Annotated in this window: 15 protein-coding genes; 12 read left to right on the forward strand and 3 right to left on the reverse strand. The window is 38.0% G+C overall.

Features of this window, described 5'->3' with window-relative positions:
• Positions 1-220 precede the first annotated feature (220 nt).
• The 6 genes from AC4PHI_RS05665 (at position 221) to AC4PHI_RS05690 (ending at position 7,528) form a co-directional block, all read left to right on the forward strand.
• Positions 221-1,165 (forward strand): ABC transporter permease, encoded by a 945-nt coding sequence (locus AC4PHI_RS05665; protein WP_492201337.1) that lies wholly within the window; start codon positions 221-223, stop codon positions 1,163-1,165.
• Between the two features lie 13 nt (positions 1,166-1,178).
• Positions 1,179-2,102 (forward strand): carbohydrate ABC transporter permease, encoded by a 924-nt coding sequence (locus AC4PHI_RS05670; protein WP_492201338.1) that lies wholly within the window; start codon positions 1,179-1,181, stop codon positions 2,100-2,102.
• A 19-nt stretch (positions 2,103-2,121) separates the two neighbouring features.
• The gene (locus AC4PHI_RS05675) at positions 2,122-3,579 is read left to right on the forward strand and encodes an ABC transporter substrate-binding protein (protein ID WP_492201339.1); all 1,458 of its coding nucleotides are present in this window, start codon (positions 2,122-2,124) and stop codon (positions 3,577-3,579) included.
• Between the two features lie 128 nt (positions 3,580-3,707).
• Positions 3,708-4,322 (forward strand): YesL family protein, encoded by a 615-nt coding sequence (locus tag AC4PHI_RS05680; protein WP_492201340.1) that lies wholly within the window; start codon positions 3,708-3,710, stop codon positions 4,320-4,322.
• Positions 4,312-6,048, forward strand: coding sequence for a sensor histidine kinase (locus tag AC4PHI_RS05685; protein ID WP_492201341.1), 1,737 nt, complete (start codon positions 4,312-4,314; stop codon positions 6,046-6,048). The genes AC4PHI_RS05680 and AC4PHI_RS05685 overlap by 11 nt, the downstream gene beginning before the upstream one ends.
• Positions 6,035-7,528 carry a response regulator transcription factor gene (locus AC4PHI_RS05690; protein WP_492201342.1) on the forward strand — a complete coding sequence of 498 codons (1,494 nt, stop codon included), beginning with the start codon at positions 6,035-6,037 and terminating at the stop codon, positions 7,526-7,528. The genes AC4PHI_RS05685 and AC4PHI_RS05690 overlap by 14 nt, the downstream gene beginning before the upstream one ends.
• Positions 7,529-7,591: 63 nt before the next feature.
• Here AC4PHI_RS05690 and AC4PHI_RS05695 read toward each other — a convergent pair whose 3' ends face one another.
• Positions 7,592-8,692, reverse strand: a complete 1,101-nt coding sequence (locus AC4PHI_RS05695; RefSeq protein ID WP_492201343.1) for an ROK family protein — start codon at positions 8,690-8,692, stop codon at positions 7,592-7,594.
• 197 nt (positions 8,693-8,889) lie between these two features.
• Between AC4PHI_RS05695 and AC4PHI_RS05700 the strand changes: the two genes are divergently transcribed.
• The 6 genes from AC4PHI_RS05700 to AC4PHI_RS05725 all read left to right on the forward strand — a co-directional run bounded on the left by AC4PHI_RS05700 (position 8,890) and on the right by AC4PHI_RS05725 (position 17,094).
• Positions 8,890-9,972 (forward strand): alcohol dehydrogenase catalytic domain-containing protein, encoded by a 1,083-nt coding sequence (locus AC4PHI_RS05700; RefSeq protein ID WP_492201344.1) that lies wholly within the window; start codon positions 8,890-8,892, stop codon positions 9,970-9,972.
• A gap of 67 nt (positions 9,973-10,039) precedes the next feature.
• The gene (locus tag AC4PHI_RS05705; protein WP_492201345.1) at positions 10,040-11,326 is read left to right on the forward strand and encodes a hypothetical protein; all 1,287 of its coding nucleotides are present in this window, start codon (positions 10,040-10,042) and stop codon (positions 11,324-11,326) included.
• Positions 11,327-11,341: 15 nt separating this feature from the next.
• The gene (locus AC4PHI_RS05710; protein WP_492201346.1) at positions 11,342-13,498 is read left to right on the forward strand and encodes a hydantoinase/oxoprolinase family protein; all 2,157 of its coding nucleotides are present in this window, start codon (positions 11,342-11,344) and stop codon (positions 13,496-13,498) included.
• A gap of 1 nt (position 13,499) precedes the next feature.
• Entirely contained in the window at positions 13,500-14,009 is a 510-nt protein-coding gene (locus AC4PHI_RS05715; RefSeq protein ID WP_492201347.1) for a hypothetical protein, read from the forward strand.
• A gap of 3 nt (positions 14,010-14,012) precedes the next feature.
• The gene (locus AC4PHI_RS05720; RefSeq protein WP_492201348.1) at positions 14,013-15,392 is read left to right on the forward strand and encodes an FAD-dependent oxidoreductase; all 1,380 of its coding nucleotides are present in this window, start codon (positions 14,013-14,015) and stop codon (positions 15,390-15,392) included.
• Between the two features lie 109 nt (positions 15,393-15,501).
• A complete protein-coding gene (locus AC4PHI_RS05725) occupies positions 15,502-17,094 on the forward strand; it encodes a xylulokinase (RefSeq protein ID WP_492201349.1) in 1,593 nt (530 codons plus the stop codon).
• 409 nt (positions 17,095-17,503) lie between these two features.
• Here the strand turns inward: AC4PHI_RS05725 and AC4PHI_RS05730 are convergent, their stop codons facing one another.
• Both AC4PHI_RS05730 and AC4PHI_RS05735 read right to left on the reverse strand, forming a co-directional pair.
• Positions 17,504-17,695, reverse strand: a complete 192-nt coding sequence (locus tag AC4PHI_RS05730) for a DUF6366 family protein (RefSeq protein WP_492201350.1) — start codon at positions 17,693-17,695, stop codon at positions 17,504-17,506.
• A 298-nt stretch (positions 17,696-17,993) separates the two neighbouring features.
• A complete protein-coding gene (locus tag AC4PHI_RS05735; RefSeq protein WP_492201351.1) occupies positions 17,994-18,815 on the reverse strand; it encodes a TraX family protein in 822 nt (273 codons plus the stop codon).
• Positions 18,816-18,864: the final 49 nt, after the last annotated feature.

Here is an 18,864-nt window from a genome sequence, read left to right on the forward strand (position 1 = left end):
TAAAAACATGAATTAAAAAAAGCTCAATGATGAAACATCGTTGAGCTTTTTGTGTTGAAGCATCAAGAATCTAAAACATTCTAGAATAAAAAAACATGGTATCCAACAACTGATAATAGGAACTGTCATTTATCTTTAATTTGTTTCAAGTTTCCTTTAGTTTGTTCATTATTTTCAACGTTTGAAAGCGGTATGATAGTAGACGAGAGGAGATGAGAAAATGAAAAAGAAGAAAAAGAAAGGTTTTTGGGCTCAGGTTTGGCAGTTCAAAGCCTTATTGTTGATGGCGCTGCCCGGTTTTATCTGGTTTATCTTTTTCTTTTATATACCAGTCTTTGCCAATGTGGTGGCTTTTAAAAATTTTAGAATTTCTCCAGATGGATTTTTTGCCAGCTTGAGATTGAGCGAGTGGGTAGGGTTTGATAATTTTAAGTTTTTATTTAGTTCTAAAGATGCTTGGTTGATTACTAGAAACACTTTAGGATATAACCTTGTCTTTTTAGCAGTAAATCTATTTTTGGCAATTGCTTTTGCTATTATTATGAGCGAAATGAGAAATAAACGCGGCGTGAAAGTTTATCACACCATGTCTTTATTGCCTTACTTTTTATCATGGGTCGTCATTTCTTATTTTGTATATGCTTTCCTGAGTACTGACAAAGGGATACTGAATGCTTGGATCACCGGGTCTGGCGGGGAAAAGATTCACTGGTATTCAGACGTCACATGGTGGCCTTTGATTTTTGTTTTCCTGAATTCGTGGAAGAATCTCGGCTACAACAGTATTATCTACTATGCGTCAGTTGTCGGTATAGACCCAACCTATTATGAGGCAGCAATGGTGGATGGTGCCAGCAAATGGCAGCAACTTAAAAACGTGACGTTGCCGCAAATCAGACCAATGATGCTAGTATTGCTGATTTTAAATATTGGTGGTATTTTCCGTGCAGATTTTGGTTTATTCTATAATGTTCCGATGAAATCAGATGCACTTTGGTCAGTAACTTCCGTACTTGATACCTACATTTATAATGCGATGGCTAAAACAGGAGATATGGGAATGGCCATGGCAGCCGGTTTGTATCAGTCATTTGTGGGTGCTTGCCTGTTGTTGCTGGCAAACTTTGTCATACGGAAAATTGAACCGGAATCGGCTTTATTCTAGAGGAGGGCTGTAAATGAATAAGAAAAAAATAAATAAAGTACAAGTTCGTACCTTTAGCCCGGGCACTAATTTTTTTGTGAACATATTTATGGCGATTTTTGCTCTATCATGTGTGCTGCCTTTTATCTTTGTCATTATCATTTCTGTGACTGACGAAAGCAGCTTAGCGGTCAATGGCTATCAGTTTTGGCCAGAGCAAACGTCTTTTGCGGCTTATAAGTATTTATTCAGTGGTGCGATGAAGTCTAAAATTTTAACGGCATTTGGTGTTTCTGTTTTAGTAACAGTAGTAGGAACGATAGTAAATGCAACGATTACGTCGCTTTATGCGTATGTGATTTCACGCTCTAACTTTCCTTTCAGAAAATTCTTTACCTTGTTCGCATTGATTACGATGTTGTTTACACCAGGGATGGTGGCTAATTATCTAGTCATGAGCAATTTGCTGCGGCTGACTGACACAATTTGGGCATTGATTTTGCCTTTAGCACTGGCACCTTTTAATATTCTGGTGATGCGGACATTCTTTATCAAGACGATTCCAGACAGTATTATTGAGTCTGCCCGAATCGATGGTGCAACTGAAATGAAAATCTTCAGAAGTATTGTTTTGCCGCTGGCGGTGCCCGGTATTGCAACGATCAGTTTGTTTGCGGCGGTTGGTTACTGGAATGACTGGCTTAACTCGTTGCTTTATATTCAGAGTGACTCGTTAGTATCTTTGCAGTTTTTACTGATGAAGATTACTAACAATATGGATTACCTAGCTAGAAACACTGCTTCAGCAGCACAAATGCAGGGCGATATAGCAGCATTGCCAACAGAAGCAGCACGGATGGCAATTGTAGTGATTTCTACTTTACCGATTGCACTGACGTATCCTTTTTTCCAGAAATATTTTGTGGGTGGGTTGACAATCGGCGGAGTGAAAGAATAAATTTTAGGAGGAATTATGGATGAAAAAAACGTGGAAAAGAGTATTGGCTTTTTCAAGTGTTTTGGCTTTAACACTTGGGTTGGCTGCTTGTGGATCTGGTGACAAGAAAAAAGAGTCAGCTGGAGACGATGATTCTACGACATTGTTGATGTACCAAATCGGTGACAAACCGGATAATTACGATCAATTGATGGAGATTGCCAATAAACGCATCAAAGAAGAAATCGGTGCGACAATCGACTTGCAATATATCGGCTGGGGTGACTATGCTGAAAAAATGAATACCATCATTTCATCAGGTGAAAATTTTGACATTGCTTTTGCTGACGGTTATGTAATTAATGCTCAAAAAGGTGCTTATGCCGACATTACTGAATTAGCTCCTAAATACGCGAAAGAGGCTTATGAGCAATTAGATGAAGCTTACATCAAAGGAAATTTGATTAACGATAAACTTTATGCTTTTCCAATCAATGGGAATGTTTATGCACAGCAAATGCTGACGTTTAATAAACAATTCCTAGACAAATATGATATTTCTATTGATGATATCAATTCTTACGCAGATGCAGAAGATGCTCTGAAGACTATGCATGAAAAAGAACCTAATGTCGTAGGCTTCGCTATCGGACAAATTTACAATGTTTCTGGTAATTTTGATTATCCTTTAGGCAAAGACATGCCGTTTGCAATTTCTCTGGATGGGGATACGACAGAAATTATCAACCAATATGAACATCCAGAGCAAATGGAATTGTTGAAAACATTACATAAATGGTACAAAGCTGGATATATCCCAGCAGACGCTGCAACTAATGACACTGTCTATCCATTGCAAGAAGCTAACTGGTTCATGCGGGAAGAAACCCAAGGACCTATGGACTATGGTGACACAATCTTGACCAATGCTGCTGGCGGCAACGAACTGGTATCACGTCCTGTCACTAAACAATTGAAGACAACAACTCAAGCTCAAATGGCAAGTTTTGCCGTGGCAAATGTCTCCAAAAACAAAGAAAAAGCAGTTGAATTCTTAGGAATGCTAAACAGTGATCCGGAATTGCTGAATGGTCTGGTTTGGGGTGTTGAAGGGGAAGCTTGGGAAAAAGTTGGTGATGACAAAGTAAAATTGTTAGACGGCTATCAGCCAAACATGCATATGTCTGCCTGGAACACCGGGAATAACCTGGCCCTTTATACACAAGATACAATCACTGATGAGATGATTGAAGAACGTGACGAAAACATAGCCAACGCTGAAGAGTCACCGATACTTGGTTTCAACTTTAATACAGATCCAGTGAAAACAGAAGTTTCCAACGTCTCCAGTATTATGAGCCGCTACCGTGCCAGCCTTAATACAGGAACAGTTGATCCAGAAGAAAAAGTTCCAGAGTTGCTTAAAGAACTTAAAGAAGCAGGCTGGGATACAGTTAGGGATGAGATGCAAAAACAATACGACGACTATCGTCAATAATAAATCTGTCGATTATTAAGCTGACAGGGGCTCGTAAAATCTCTTGATTTTCCAGCTCCTGTCTTTATGCTATGATAAGTTTAACAGGAGAGTTACACAGCAGATTCAGTAACAAGGGGGAAATAGAGATGGTGAGTTCAGGGATTAGCAAGTTTTTTATGATTTGCTGGGGAATTATTAAATTGAATATGTATTTCTGGTTGATGTCGCTTTGCGGAGGTCTTATTTTAGGGATGGGTCCTGCCTTTTTGATGATGGCTGATTTTTTAGGCAATTATCCTTTGGATGGTCAAAAGTTGACATTTTCTTTTGCTTTCGACCGCTGGAAAAAAAATTTCGTGAGAGGAAATATTCTTTTTTATCTTTTTATAGCGATTATGGCAGTGCTGGGTTATAACTTGTTTTTGTCTGTTCAAATCGAAGGACTCCTTTGGTTGATGATTGATTTCCTTTTGTTCTTTTTGTTGCTTTTGCTGATAATGCTGTATCTATATAGTGTCATTTATCATGGCGTTTATGACATCGGACTAATGAATTTATTAAAACTTTCGTTTATCAGTGTCTTTATTGATTTTGGTTCATTTATAAAAATGATTGCTGGCTTGGCTGGTATCATATTATTGACTTGGAAAATGAAGGCTCTTTTGTTATTTGGTTCGTTTAGTTTGGCACTTGCCATTGTTAACAGTCTTTCATTGAAAACTCGGACATTTATTGATGGGAAGATGACCAATGAAGCGTAAGATTTTAAAGTTTTTTAAACGGGATTTTTTAATCAATCAACTGATGTGGCTATATAGTGTCTTACTTTTTATCGTGATTTTATTATTGATGATTGGCATAGGCACGTATTACACTTTCCAGAATATTGAAGATAAAAAAATGAATATTGAATACCGTTTATCAGAGTTGGAGCGTTATATCGACGAAAAAAATGGGATTATTGGCAGCTTCATGAGTGAAATCACTTCAAATGCAACCAATTTTGAGGCTATGCGTCAATACATTTTACAATCGCCACCTGACTACTTTGACTACGTTCAAGAATTTTATATGACTAAAGGAGAGAATATATTTTTTCCAAATAAACTTTCTGCCATTATTAATAATTATTCCGAAATAGAAACGATTGATATAGTTTTGGATGAGTCTGATTATGTCATTCATGCAGATAGAAAAAACAAACGAGGATTGTTATTGCGAGAACAACCGGATATGACGGATAAACTCTACATGTTCCGGACTATCCGAGAGCCCCTTGCATCGAAAACTGTAGGGAAGCTGTATATTACTTTTTCGAAAGAACCAATTGCATCTTCTGAACAGTATTTGTCCAGTGAAGATTTCAGCAGCTATATATTTTCAAATAACGGTCAAATTATTTTTTCGGAGAGTAATGATAAGCATCCTCCTGAACTTAGTGAAATCACTGAAAAATCCGCTGTTCAAAAAATAAATTTTGAGCAGCTGTTAAACAAAGAATACTTTTTTAGCAGGCGAACAGGCAAGGATAATACACTGATTCTAGTGATGCAAAGTAAAAAAGCAGTATTTAAAGAAATTGCTGTTTTTTTGGCCGGTCTTGCTGTGATTGGCGGGTTAGTGATTAGTTTACTTCTGGTGACTTTGCAAAAGACTTTTAAAAGATATTACTTACAAATTGCTCAAATCGTGGAAGTGACTCAACAAGTCAGTGAAGGAGATTTGAAGAAACAAATTGACACGTCAACAGTCCAGCTAGAGCTGAAGGATCTTTCCGTCGCTATTAATCATATGATCAAAAGTATCAATCAATACATTGATAATATTTACAATCTGGAAATCAAACAAAGGGATGCTCACATGAAGGCATTGCAAGCTCAAATCAACCCTCATTTTTTATCCAATACGCTGGAATATATTCGGATGTATGCTTTAAGCCAAGATCAGGAAGAACTGGCAGATGTGGTTTATGCTTTTTCTGCTTTGCTTCGTAATAATATCAGCTCTGGAAAAACCGCAACACTGCGGGAAGAAGTAGATTTTTGCGAAAAATATGTGTATCTTTACCAGATGAGATTTCCAGATGTAATTGCTTATCATGTCAATCTTGATGAACAGATGGAAAATTTGGTTTTGCCTAAATTTATTTTACAACCCATTGTTGAGAATTATTTCATACACGGAATTGATTATCAGCGGATGGATAATGCTATCAGTATCAAGGCATTTATAGAAGATGATTCTCTTGTGATTCAAATTTCTGATAACGGCAAGGGAGTTTCAGCTCCAAGATTGAAAAGTATTGAAACAAAACTTTTTAGTAGAACTCCCGACCTTAGCGATTCGATTGGTCTAAAAAATATTCACGAAAGATTAATGTCTTATTTTGGTGGAAATTATCGTCTTGAAATTTTTTCGGAGGAAAATGATGGTTTTACAGTGAGGATTTTGCTGAAAAGGGAAGTGCTTGAAGATGGCAAAGTATAAAATTTTGTTAGTCGATGATGAATACATGATTCTTGAAGGGTTGAAAAAAATTCTTGATTGGGAAGAATTAGGTTTTGAAATTGTTCACACCTCTAAAAATGCCCGTGATGCACTGAATTATTTAAAAAAGTTTCCAGTTGATTTAATGATTACAGACATAACAATGCCTGAAATGAGCGGTATTGAGTTGGTAGAAGAGGCACAAAAAACATCACGATTCTTTTTTACGATTATTCTCTCCGGTTATCGTGAATTTGACTATGTTAAACGGGGAATTTCACTAGGAGTTAAAGATTATTTAGTTAAACCGGTCAATAAAGAAGAATTGAAACAAAGCGTCTTGAACATCAAAGATGAATTGGAAAAGCGCAAAGAAAATCAGATGAAAGCACTTTTCTATGTTGAGAACCAGCTAATGAAGTGGTTGCAAGATGAGCTTAATGAAGTTGAGTTTGAACAAATGATGGAAAAATATTTCCCTAATATGAGTGCTCCCTATACTCCCGTGTTATTTAGCAGTGCCAAGTCTCACTTAGAAGAAGTGGTAGAGAAATTTGAGTCAGATGGTCAGAAAATGTGGGTAAATATTCAGGGAAAAGAAGGCCAAAAATATTTGATTTATGCAGGTAAACGACAACTGCTCCTAATCAATTTGCGTCAGCTTGAACGAGTTTTAAAGGAATCGGATTGTCAGATTCTTGTTGGAGAGACGGTTTATGAATGGGAAAATCTTTATGTCAGTTTTGACAAAATCAAACAGCTTGAAAAAATCCAGACTTTTTATCCAGATTTGGCATCTGCCCAAAGGATTCAAACAATAGACATCATCGATCAGGAAGAGGAAGAGCTTCCCTATCTTTCTTTTAATAAAGCGTTGATGATTGGCGATTATAAAACTATCAGAAGCGAACTGGATCAAATTTTTTTACAATTGGAGGAACTGCAAGCTGATCCGGAACATGTAAAGACAGTCAGCTTTCTATTGTTTACGGATATGTACCGACAGTTTTCAGGAATGTCGGCAACAGATTACGAAGCAGTTATTGAAGAAATCCGTCAGGTGAATACGATAGATGAATTGAAAGGAATCTTAGAAAATGTGTTGGATAATACTTCTTCAAGGATTTCCGGCAAACGATACTCTCAAGTTGTACAAAAAGTGATGGAGATGATTTTGACGGATTCTTCCAAAGATATTTCCCTAAAGTCAGTTGCCGAAGAATTATATATGAATGCCGTTTATCTAGGACAAGTTTTTAAAAAAGAAACAGAACTTAGTTTCAACCAGTATTTAAATCAAATCCGGATAAAAAAAGCACAGGATTTGCTTTTACATACTTCTTATACTATCAATGAGATTGCTCAGAAGACAGGTTTCAATAATACGAATTATTTTTCAAAAATGTTTAAAAAGTTAAACGGTATGACACCTAAGGAGTTCAGGGATACTTACGATAAAGAAAGATATGAGTCGGTTTGATAGGAGATAAAAAAGCAAAAAATCGAGAGAGAATAAATCCTCTCTCGATTTTTTTACTGATTTTTACTGGACCTCATCTAAAAAATTATTGACAAAAGGCAAAGCGGATCCAGTAGCAATGGCTTCTTCCTTATACGCACATGGTTTAACAAAATCAATTTTATCACCAAAGGTATTATACTGTTCCAACTTTTTATTAATACCTTCGATATAAGGCTCCATATAAGCCCCCACATATCCCCCCAGAATAATGTCGCTGTCAAAAAGCATCCGCAAGTTATGGATAGTTAAGACTAAGTCATGGCAGTATTTTTGCCAAATAGTTTGTAGTTCTAGAGAATCGGGCAAATCTTCGAAAAATTTCTGCAAATTTCCTTCTGTCAGATTTGAAAGAACGGTGGCAGACAGGTAAGGATCTGTGCATCCCTTTAGACCACAGTAACATTGTTCGCCGTCAGGGTACAATGTAAAATGACCCACTTCACCGCTTTTTAAAGTATTACCCGTATAAACTTCCCCATTAATCAAGACAGATCCACCGACATTATTACTGAGCATTAAATAAAAAGTTGCGCTATTCGGAAAATTAGTGAACGTCTCTGCATAGCCGGCAGCATTAGCATCATTATACAATAAAGAATTTACGGGAATATATTTAGTAAATGTGGCAAGGTCAAGGTCTTTTAACTTTAAAATTTCACCGTAGATAATCTCATTATTTTTTTCGTTAGTTAGTGCTGGCAGGCCGAGTCCACATCCCAAAACTTGTGCAGGTGTTAAATTATTTTTATCAATGATTTCTTGAGTTAAGTTACCAAGAATTTGAGAGTAGCCGTCTGTTTGCACAAATTTTTCTCTTATCCGTATGACATCAATGATTTTGCCAAGTAAATTGATTAAAACAACAGTAATATGGTTTTGCGTGATATCAACCCCAATGGCAAATTTAAAATCAGCATTAAGGGAATAACGTTTGGAGTTACGACCGCCCGTATTTTTTTCAATGCCTGACTCAATGATTAACTTTTCTTCTAAAAGTTCGTTGATGTAGAGATGAATAGTTGGCAAGCTAAAGCCTAGATTAAATTGTAAGTCTTGACGTGTTGCAAATTTATTTTCACGGATGTAATTAAATATAATCCGTTTATTTGTGTTTTTTTTCACAATAATTCTCCTTTTAAGTGTTGGTAAAAATCTATATTCCAATTATGCCTTGTTTCCTCAAAAAATTCAAATAAAATTAGTTTATTTTATAAAAGATTTTATTTAATATCTTTTATAAAGTTGTTTTATAAAAGGTGTTGACAAAACTATAGAGAACGTTTAAGATGAAATTATAAAATATTTAGGAGGAAGCAAGAATGTCAAAATTACCTGAAACAATGAAAGCGCTCGTTGCATATGGCGTAGGAGATTACAAATTGGAAGAAGCTTATCCAGTTCCAACGTGCGGACCTGATGAAGTTTTAATCAAAACAGAAGGATGCGGCATTTGTGCCGGTGACTTAAAATGTTTTGATGGCGCTTCAAGATTTTGGGGAGACAGCAATCAGCCAATGTGGGTGAACCCGCCATTTACCCCCGGTCATGAATTTTTAGGGACTATTGTTGAAAAAGGTGGAAATGTAAGTGATTTCTCAGTCGGTGATCGAGTCATTGGCGAACAAATTGTTCCTTGCGGAGAATGTAAATTCTGTACAAGCGGACGTTACTGGATGTGCGAACCTCACGCCACTTTAGGATTCCAAAAAGATAATAATGGCGGGATGGCAGAATACGTTTTATTTCCGAAAACTGCGTTACTGCATCAAGTACCGAAAAACATTCCTTTAGAGTCAGCGTTGTTGATTGAACCTTACGCTTGTTCAAAACATGCGGTAGACCGTGCTAATATCACCAATGAAGACGTGGTAGTTATTTCAGGGGCGGGAACTTTAGGTTTAGGGATGATTACTTATGCCCGCATGAAAAATCCGTATAAACTTGTTGTTTTGGACTTAGTAGACAATCGCTTGGAAAAAGCCAAAGAATTCGGTGCTGACATTGTTTTAAATCCAGCTAAAGAAGATGTTGTTTCGATTATCAAAGAGCTGACTGACGGCTATGGCTGTGATATTTACATAGAAGCTACAGGACATTCTTCAAGTGTTTCTCAGGGACTACAGATGATTCGCAAACTAGGAACATTCGTCGAATTCAGTGTTTTTGGTGAAGAAACCACAGTTGACTGGAGTATCATTGGTGACGGCAAAGAACTTGATTTATTAGGCGCCCACCTATCTCCTTACTGCTATCCATTTGTAATCGAACATATTGAAAACGGTAAATTAAAAACAGAAGGTGTTGTCACTAAAACTTACAGCCTTGATCAGTGGGAAGAAGCTTTTGAAAAAGCAACTGGAAAAGACGGAGACTTTAAAGTAGCAATTACTTTTGATCATTGATTATTTTGGGTTAAAGCTTTTTAAAATAAGGTGAAAATTAAAATGTGGAATAGAGGAGTTGCAATCTATGATTATTGGAATACTAATTGTTGCTATTTTTATTTTAATGGCAGTGTTAATGATGTTGAAAAAAATTCCAGCTTTACTGGCGTTACCGATTATGTCGGTACTAATCAGTGTCGCCGTTGGCTTGCCAGCCATCGGAGATGAAGGTATTTTTACTTTCGTAATAGAAGGCGGAGTTGTACGTCTTGCTAGTACTTATGTCGCTATTCTTTTTAGTTGCTGGCTCTCCCAATTGCTTAACCGGACAGGTGTCACCAGAACTTTGATAAAAAAAGCTGCCGAACTTGGCGGTGATAAACCGTTTGTGATTGCCTCGTTGCTTTTATTTGTAACTTTTATCATGTTTACCACATTGTATGGTACTGGAGCCGTTGCAATGGTAGGTGCAGTGGTTTTGCCTATCTTACTTTCAGTTGGGATACCCGGGGAAATTGCCGCCAATTCTTTCTTGATTGCTATGACGGCAGGATATGTGCTGAACCCAGCCAATGTTTCTTTAATTACAAGTATTACTGGAGTTGAAAATAGTGTGATCAATCCTGCAGCCATTGTTTTAGCAGTGCTGAGTTTGCTTTTTGCAGTTCTCTATTTACTTTATGGTTTCAGAAAATATGGTCTCAGCTCTGCGTTTTCTGTTCAATTAAACAGCAGACCGGAAGATCAACTAAAAGGTATCCGTGGTTTTTTAGCCTGTATGACACCAATCGCAGTTATTGTAATGATGCTGGTCTTTAAACTTCCAGCATTGTCCGTCTTTATCATGGGGATTGTTTGGGCAGTAATCTTTACCTATCACGGAAGCTGGTCGAGAAATATCAATCTCTTGGTGGAAAGTTGTTATGAAGGTTTTAGAGATGGCGCACCGACAGCGACGTTAATGTTTGGCATCGGTATGATTATCAATGCTGTTACAGCACCGACAACTCAAGCAGTTATCAATCCATTTATGAAAGCTATTACACCGACAACTGCAGTTGGTCTGATTGTTATGGTGTGTCTGTTAAGTCCTTTAGGCCTGTACCGCGGACCTTTCAATCTTCAGGGTTTGGGAGCAGGGCTGGCTGCAAGTATGTTGGCGATTAATGTGGTTCCCGTGGCAGCCTTGTCAGCAGTGTTTTATGCTGCATTCAGATGGCCGACTCAATCTTGTCCAACGTCCACGCAAGTAGTTTGGACAGCAAATTATGTGGGAATGGACCCTGTTTCTTTAACGAATAAAATTCAATTGCCTAATTGGATTTTAACGATTGTATCAGTCATAATTTTAACATTTATATATTTCAAATAACTTTGAGGTGAGAAGATGGCAAAGTATCGAGTAGGAATTGACGTTGGTGGCACGTTCACTGATGCTGTCGCAGTAAATTATGAAACATTCGAGTTAGTAGGACAAGTTAAAGTACCTACTACTCATGATTCTGAGTATGGTGTTAGTGAAGGAATCGTTCAGTCCTTAAAAAAATTAATGGAAGAACATCGGATTTCAGCAGAAGAAGTCAGCTTCATAGCCCATGGGACGACACAAGCAACAAATGCTCTGCTGGAGGGAGATGTTTCCCCAGTTGGTATTGTCACAGTTGGAAACGGTATAGAAGGCTTAAAGGCAAAGATTGATACCAATATGGGGAAAATCGAAATTGCTGAAGATAAATTTTTGAAAACAAGCAATCAGTTTCTAAACAGCAAAGAGCCGCTGGAAAAACAAATTCATGCCGCACTGGATCAATTTAGAAAAGAAGACATCACCTCCGTTGTGGCAACGGAAGCGTTTAGTGTCGACAATCCGGAAAATGAACTGCTTATCGCAGATGTAGCAGAGTCGCAAGGCTTTCCAACAACAACAGGTCATGACGTTTCGAAACTGTATGGTTTGAAGGTTAGGACACGTACAGCAGTAGTTAATGCTAGTATTTTACCCCGTATGATTGAAACAGCCGACATGACAGAAGACAGTATAAAAAAAGCGCGTATCACTTCTCCTTTGATGATTATGCGTTGTGATGGGGGTGTCATGACCATTGATGAGGTCAGAACTCGTCCGATACTGACAATTTTGTCAGGTCCGTCGGCAGGTGTTGCCGGAGCCTTGATGTATGAAAAATTGACAGACGGTATCTTTTTAGAAGTGGGAGGAACAAGTACAGATATTTCTTGTGTGAAAGACGGAAATGTTGTATTAAAATATGCGTCAATCGGCGGGCACAAAACCTATTTAAGTTCTTTAGACGTGAGAACTGTGGGGATAGGCGGCGGCAGTATGCTGAAAACTCAGAATGGAAAAGTAGTAGATGTTGGACCGAGAAGTGCCCATATCGCTAATTTAAAGTATGAAGTGTTTGCCGAAACAGAAGAAATCGATCAGCCGGTGTTTAAAGAAGTTTCACCTTTGCCGGGAGATCCAACTTACGGCTATATCCAATGTGCCAATGGCAAAAAATTTGCACTGACCTTAACAGGTGCTGCCAATATTTGCGGCTATATCGGAGAAGGGGACTACGCTCGCGGAAACGTTGAAGCAGCAAAAAAAGCCTGGGAACCTTTAGCGAAAAATATGGGAATGACTGTTGAAGAAACTGCTAGGCATGCACTGGATTTGTCTGCTAAACGGAATGGCGAAGTAGTTAAAAAAATCATGAAGGATTATGGTTTGGAACACGATGCGATTACCCTTGTTGGAGGGGGTGGCGGTGCGTCAGCTGTTGTAGGACATCTAGGGGAAGTCTTGGGAGTGGAAAGCAAGGTAGCTGAAAATGCTTCAGTTATTTCACCAATTGGTGTTGCTTTGGCGATGGTTAGAGATATGGTCGAGCGTACGGTGACAAATCCAAGCGAACAAGACATCATGGAAATCCGTAAAGAGGCAATTCAACTAGCAATCAACTCAGGTGCAACGGAAGAATCTATCGAGGTATTGGTGGAAATTGATACGCAACAAAATAAACTGCGGGCAATTGCCACAGGAGCAACAGAATTGCGTTCTAAAACACTAGGCAGTTTGAAAAAATCAGAACAAGAAATCATCGAATTAGTCGCAGAAAATACAAAACAACCTGTAAGTAAAATCAAAATCGCAGCAAAAAATGAGTACTATACTGTGGCGACGACCCAAATCGAAACAAAACAATTTTTATTTTTTAAAAAGACTAATTATCCTGTCCGGGTGGTGGATGTGGACGGTGTTATCCGTTTGCAGCGGATGAACGGAAAAGTTGTGACCACTCAGGCTTCCCAGTGGAAAAACACCCTTGAAAAACTAATCAATGAAAATATCGTTTACGGTGATGGCGGTGCTGAAATCCCAAATATCTTTATTTTAAACGGTCCGCGAATTATCGACTTATCGGGAATGAAAGATGCTGGACAAATTTTAGCTTTGGCTGATGCAGAGTTGAAAGGGATGACCGGTAATCCTGAGCTGATCGTCATTTGTACTCTGACTGCCGAGAACCAAAGAGGTTAAGATGGACAAAGCCTTTAAAACTTTTCAATGGGAACAGCTGCGAAGAGATATCTTGTTTGATAAAATACCTTCAACAGAGATTCCTAAAATTTTAGATGCTGCCCATCAGATAAGTTCTCAGGTGAGAAAAAAAATAAAGATGATTGACAATCCGGCGGATGTGATGACTTGTTTTTTAGAAAGAAACATTCGTCTGATAAAAAAATCCAGTCGGAGTTATGGTGGGACAACAGTTTACGGTGAGTATCAACCAAAGTCTAAAGAATTGTTTTTGTATCAAGAAAATATTGATTCATTGAACTTGGCGTTTACTCAGGATGTACCATCCTTTATATTGTTGCATGAGTTATATCATATTCTTGAGCAAGAACAGCCAATCAATTATCGTGAGTATTATCAGCTTGAAACAATAAAGTGGGGACCTTTTAAAAAAAGCAGCAGTTTGATTCAACTATCAGAATTGGCAGCAAATGATTTTGCCTATCAAATTCAAAATAAATGGAGAGATTAAAAGATGAATAAATCGAAACGAAATGTAATAAAAACAGATGTTGTGGTGTTGGGAGCAGGTTCTGGCGGGATTGGAGCAGCAATTGCTTCTGCAAAAGAAGGAGCAGAAACTTTATTGGTTGACCGTCAGGGGTTTATCGGCGGAAACATGACAATTGGTTTACCGCTGCTTGCTTTCCTGGATGCACAAGGGCGTACAGTTACAGGTGGTCTGGCACAAGAAATTGTGGACCGTTTAATTGAATTAGACGGCAGTTTTGGCCATCGCGAATGTCCCCTGCATAACTCAACCACAGTAGTCGATCCTAATCTGATGAAAATCGTCCTTTTTGAAAAGGTAAAAGAATATGGCGTTAATTTGCTTCTTCATTCAGAAATTATTGAGACAAATGTAGAAGACGGAGAAATTACCTCAGTAATAGTTAAAGGAAAAGGTCAAGAAACTGAAATCATCGCTGATGTTTATGTGGATGCGACCGGTGATGGGGATGTTGCATATATGGCAGGAGCGGAATTTGAACAAGGCCAGTATGCAAACGGAGAGACACAGCCTCCGACATTGATGTTTACAGTAGGCGGTTTTGATATTGATCAGTTCATGGATTATTTAAAAGAAAATCCAGATGAATTAGTTCATGGAGACTCAATGAAAATTCGTCCCGGCTATACTCCGGAGTTCCTAAGTGCCAGTCCAAATCATGTCATGGTGGGCTTAAGAAAAACGATTACCAGACTGCGTGCAGAAGGTAAGTGCCCAATTGACCGAGACACGATTATTTATATCAACTTGCCTAAGGACGGGTACATTGCTTTAAACTGTATTCGGATTTTAAATTTTGACGGAACAAATGTGGCAGATTTAAGCCGTGGAGAAATTGACTCTCATTTGCAGATTCTACCATTGATCGACATGTTGAAAGAACACGTGCCAGGTTTCCAAGATATTTATCTTTCTTCCATTGCACCTTTCTTGGGCATAAGAGAAACACGCCGCTTTATCGGTGAACAGATGATTGTAGAAGAAGATGCGGTGAATGCAGTTGTACCGGAAGATACGATTGCTCTAGGGTCCTACATCATTGATATCCATAGTGGGTCTGGGGATTCGACCATTATTAAATCATTGGCCGATCCTTACGGCATTACTTACGGTGCTACTGTCAGTCGTGATATCTCTAATTTAATGTACAGCGGCAGATGTATCAGTGTGGATCCAGTCGTCTTTGGTTCTTCCCGTGTGATGCCGACTTGTATGGCTGTGGGTGAAGGCGCAGGGACTGGAGCAGCAATGGCTTCAAAACAAAAAATTGCACCAAAAGAAGTGGATGTTGCTGTTGTCCGCGAAAAACTTCTCAAAAATGGTGCAATCTTAGAAATAAAGTAAAGATTTTGGTCACTTTTTAAACATCGTATTTTTGTAAGAACTAACCAACCTAGATTATTTTGCTAAGTTTGGTTAGTTTTTTTGTAAAATCACTAAGGAGCAGTTGACAATGGAAAATAAACAAAGGATAAAAGGTGAAATTGAAGCTGGTCGTGGAGTATTGGGAATCGAATTAGGTTCCACTCGAATCAAAGCAGCACTGATTGATTCAAATTTTAAAGTTGTGGGACAAGGCAGTTTTTTATGGGAAAATGAGCTGATTGACGGTCATTGGACTTATGCATTAGAAAAAGTGTGGCAAGGCGTACAAACCTGTTATCGCCGTTTGGTTGAAGATGTTGAAAAAAAATATGACACAACTATCACCAGCTTAGCATCTATCGGCGTCAGCGGGATGATGCATGGTTACATGGCTTTTGATGAAAAAGGGGAGCTGTTGGTTCCTTTTAGAACATGGCGCAATTCGACAACTGAACAGGCGAGTCATGAGCTGAGCAACTTATTCCAATTTAATATTCCCCAGAGATGGAGCGTGGCTCATTTTTACCAAGCTGTTTTGAATCAAGAATCTCATGTGGGGAAAGTAGATTATTTAACCACCTTATCAGGTTATGTTCACTGGCAGTTGACTGGTGAAAAAGTTTTAGGCGTTGGAGATGCCTCGGGAATGTTTCCGATTGATTCAGAAATCAAAGATTACCATCAGACAATGGTTGATAGTTTTGACTCTTTATTGAAACAAAAAGGATTGGAGACGACACACCGACATATATTTCCTAAAGTATTGACGGCGGGAACTCAAGCGGGAACGTTAACGCCCGAAGGCAGCAAGCTTTTGGACCAGACAGGCCGCTTGGTTTCAGGTATCCCGTTTTGTCCGCCGGAAGGAGATGCCGGTACAGGAATGGTGGCCACTAACAGTGTTGCGGTCCGTACGGGAAATATTTCAGTTGGAACGTCGATTTTTTCCATGAATGTTTTGGAAAAAGAGCTAAGTAACTGGTACCCTGAAATTGATCATGTAACGACACCTAGCGGCGAGAGTGTGGCGATGATTCATGCTAATAATTGCTCATCAGAAATCGATGCTTGGGTGGAACTGTTTGCTGAAATGCAGGAACGTTGTGGTATCAGTGTGGAGAAAAGTCAGCTATATGATATTTTATTTGCTGAAGCTATGCTAGGTGATTCGGACTGCGGCGGTATTTTAAGTTATGGATTTTACGCAGGTGAAAATATCTTTGAACTAAATGAGGGCAGACCGCTTTTAGTACGTTTGCCAAATGCTAATTTCAACTTGGCTAACTTTATGCGTTCTCATTTACTTTCTGCTTTTTGTACTGTCAGAAAAGGAATTGAAATTTTGAGTAATGAAGGTGTGGAAATCGATCAATTTGTCGGCCACGGAGGGATGTTTAAGAAAAAAGGAGTGGTACAGCCTCTGCTTTCAGGTGCCTTGAAAACACCGGTTGCTGTGATGGCAACAGCCAGTGAGGGTGGAGCGTGGGGGATTGCCTTGCTTGCGTCCTATATTAATCAAAAAATTTCACTTGCAGAGTATCTGAATGACCATGTATTTTCGAAAGAGCTTAGTGAAAAGGTTCTTCCAGCGAAAGAAGACATGCTGGGATTTGACCGATATTACGGTCATTTTATTGCTGCACTTACGACAGAACGGCAAGCTGTTGAAGATTTTAAATAAAAGAATAACCTCCTCTGTGATGAGCTTTTCATTATAGAGGAGGTTATTAAAATTAAATGATAGAGATTGAATAAGAGCACGGCTGTTGGGATTCGTAGAAAATATCTTTAAAGATGGAAATTTTATATTGAAAATCTTATCAACAATTTGCTTTAATTAATCATAAAAATTTATTCTTCAAATCAAACTTGTCAGAGAAAATCATCCAGTCTGAAAAGTCTGTTTGATTAAATATCTGGAAAATAAAATCTCAAATGACTTTCATATGGCTTCTTTTTAGAGACTAAAACCCAAAAAAATATACTTATTGAGGAAGGTACATATATAACATAATAAAAATGTAAAAAAGGCTTTTTGACATGGCAGCTGTTGAAATTGCTAAGGATTATTTTATATCATGACAGCTATTTCATCTAACTAAGAAGTAGGCAATTATTAAGAGAATGATGATGATAACCAGGGTTGTTTTCCAGCTTCCGCTTCTAAAATCTCCAATTTTCGATTGATCATGAGCATCTTTTAAGGTTCCTAAAGGATTCTTTCTTTGCTCTTTTGTGATCAGCTTCCTTCTTTTTTCTTCAGGATTCTCTTTCCTTTTCATTACTCAGCGCCTCCTCTGATGTTAAGTACATTATAGCATATGTGGTTGACCGCAATGAGTTGCCTGACTTTTTAGTGTCCGGCGAAGTGGGAATCAAATCATGTTGTTGGATCAGTCAGAAAAAGTCAGATAAATTTTAACAATCGTATAGAAGAATAAATAACATCCCTGTTCAACATAAGATGATCAGGGATGTTTTTGTTTTGCAGGATACACTGGTGACCAGAAAAATCGTAAGACTGATTTGAAATCCAAAACCAGTTCTTGTGAAAGTATTCTACCCTATAAAAATTTCCGACTAGAACATTTTGGAAATTACAAAAGTATTCAAAAAAATAAATAATACGATATGAGCAGGGTAGTAGGTGTAGAAGAAATACTTATTAGGCCCTTCTCCCCTCTGACCATTGTACAAGAAAAAGAAGACAAAAAACAGTAAAGCAGGCCAGTAACCTCCGCTGATACCGTTGTTGATCAAGTCCGGTAATGAAGTGGGCAAGATAACAAGAGCAGCGATTAATGCTTGCATCCATTTTTTATTTCTTGTGATATATAATAGCAACCCAAATATCGGAAAGACTGGAGCCCCTTCAACAATGATTGGTAAAATGCTATTAAGAATCATAGCTAGTTCAGGTGAAAAATTAATAATCACCATAAAACTGAATGACGATGTTAAAACAAGCAGAAGTGCTGAACTGAAACCGAAAACTTTCAACCAATTTTTTTCGAACCAAGAAGCTCTCAGACAATCAAACAAATACATGGAGAGAACAGCTTGGAAAATCCCACCAAAAATGTTAAAAAACATCATTTCTTGCATGGCTTGACTTAATGGAAGGAAAGTAATCATCAAAAACTTTGCCAACTCTACGATCCAAAATCCTATTAAAAGATTACGCAAATATCCTTTTTTATTTCTTGTATAATAATACCCTTCAACGCTTAAAAAGATGAATGTAAGTCCTACTGAAGGGCCAGCAATACTGGCGACCAGCTCAAGCATAGGGTATTTTTCTATGACGCCGAAGAGCAAAATACTTAAGTGATTCAAGGTCATCAGGATAATCCCGATAATTTTAATTTGGTTGCCAGTGAGCCCGATTTTATTTTTAATCATTTTAAATTTCCTTTCTTAAAAAAATCACGATGTTCATTTTAAGTGATAT

Source organism: Vagococcus sp. QWL-13 (assembly GCF_058683555.1).

What these genes read in the sequence shown, in the direction of transcription:
- AC4PHI_RS05735 (WP_492201351.1), bottom strand. Translation starts at nt 18,815, where the DNA reads ATGATTAAAAATAAAATCGGGCTCACTGGCAACCAAATTAAAATTATC.
- AC4PHI_RS05705 (WP_492201345.1), top strand. Translation starts at nt 10,040, where the DNA reads ATGATTATTGGAATACTAATTGTTGCTATTTTTATTTTAATGGCAGTG.
- AC4PHI_RS05690 (WP_492201342.1), top strand. Translation starts at nt 6,035, where the DNA reads ATGGCAAAGTATAAAATTTTGTTAGTCGATGATGAATACATGATTCTT.
- AC4PHI_RS05725 (WP_492201349.1), top strand. Translation starts at nt 15,502, where the DNA reads ATGGAAAATAAACAAAGGATAAAAGGTGAAATTGAAGCTGGTCGTGGA.
- AC4PHI_RS05715 (WP_492201347.1), top strand. Translation starts at nt 13,500, where the DNA reads ATGGACAAAGCCTTTAAAACTTTTCAATGGGAACAGCTGCGAAGAGAT.
- AC4PHI_RS05720 (WP_492201348.1), top strand. Translation starts at nt 14,013, where the DNA reads ATGAATAAATCGAAACGAAATGTAATAAAAACAGATGTTGTGGTGTTG.
- AC4PHI_RS05730 (WP_492201350.1), bottom strand. Translation starts at nt 17,695, where the DNA reads ATGAAAAGGAAAGAGAATCCTGAAGAAAAAAGAAGGAAGCTGATCACA.
- AC4PHI_RS05665 (WP_492201337.1), top strand. Translation starts at nt 221, where the DNA reads ATGAAAAAGAAGAAAAAGAAAGGTTTTTGGGCTCAGGTTTGGCAGTTC.
- AC4PHI_RS05685 (WP_492201341.1), top strand. Translation starts at nt 4,312, where the DNA reads ATGAAGCGTAAGATTTTAAAGTTTTTTAAACGGGATTTTTTAATCAAT.
- AC4PHI_RS05680 (WP_492201340.1), top strand. Translation starts at nt 3,708, where the DNA reads ATGGTGAGTTCAGGGATTAGCAAGTTTTTTATGATTTGCTGGGGAATT.
- AC4PHI_RS05710 (WP_492201346.1), top strand. Translation starts at nt 11,342, where the DNA reads ATGGCAAAGTATCGAGTAGGAATTGACGTTGGTGGCACGTTCACTGAT.
- AC4PHI_RS05700 (WP_492201344.1), top strand. Translation starts at nt 8,890, where the DNA reads ATGTCAAAATTACCTGAAACAATGAAAGCGCTCGTTGCATATGGCGTA.
- AC4PHI_RS05675 (WP_492201339.1), top strand. Translation starts at nt 2,122, where the DNA reads ATGAAAAAAACGTGGAAAAGAGTATTGGCTTTTTCAAGTGTTTTGGCT.
- AC4PHI_RS05670 (WP_492201338.1), top strand. Translation starts at nt 1,179, where the DNA reads ATGAATAAGAAAAAAATAAATAAAGTACAAGTTCGTACCTTTAGCCCG.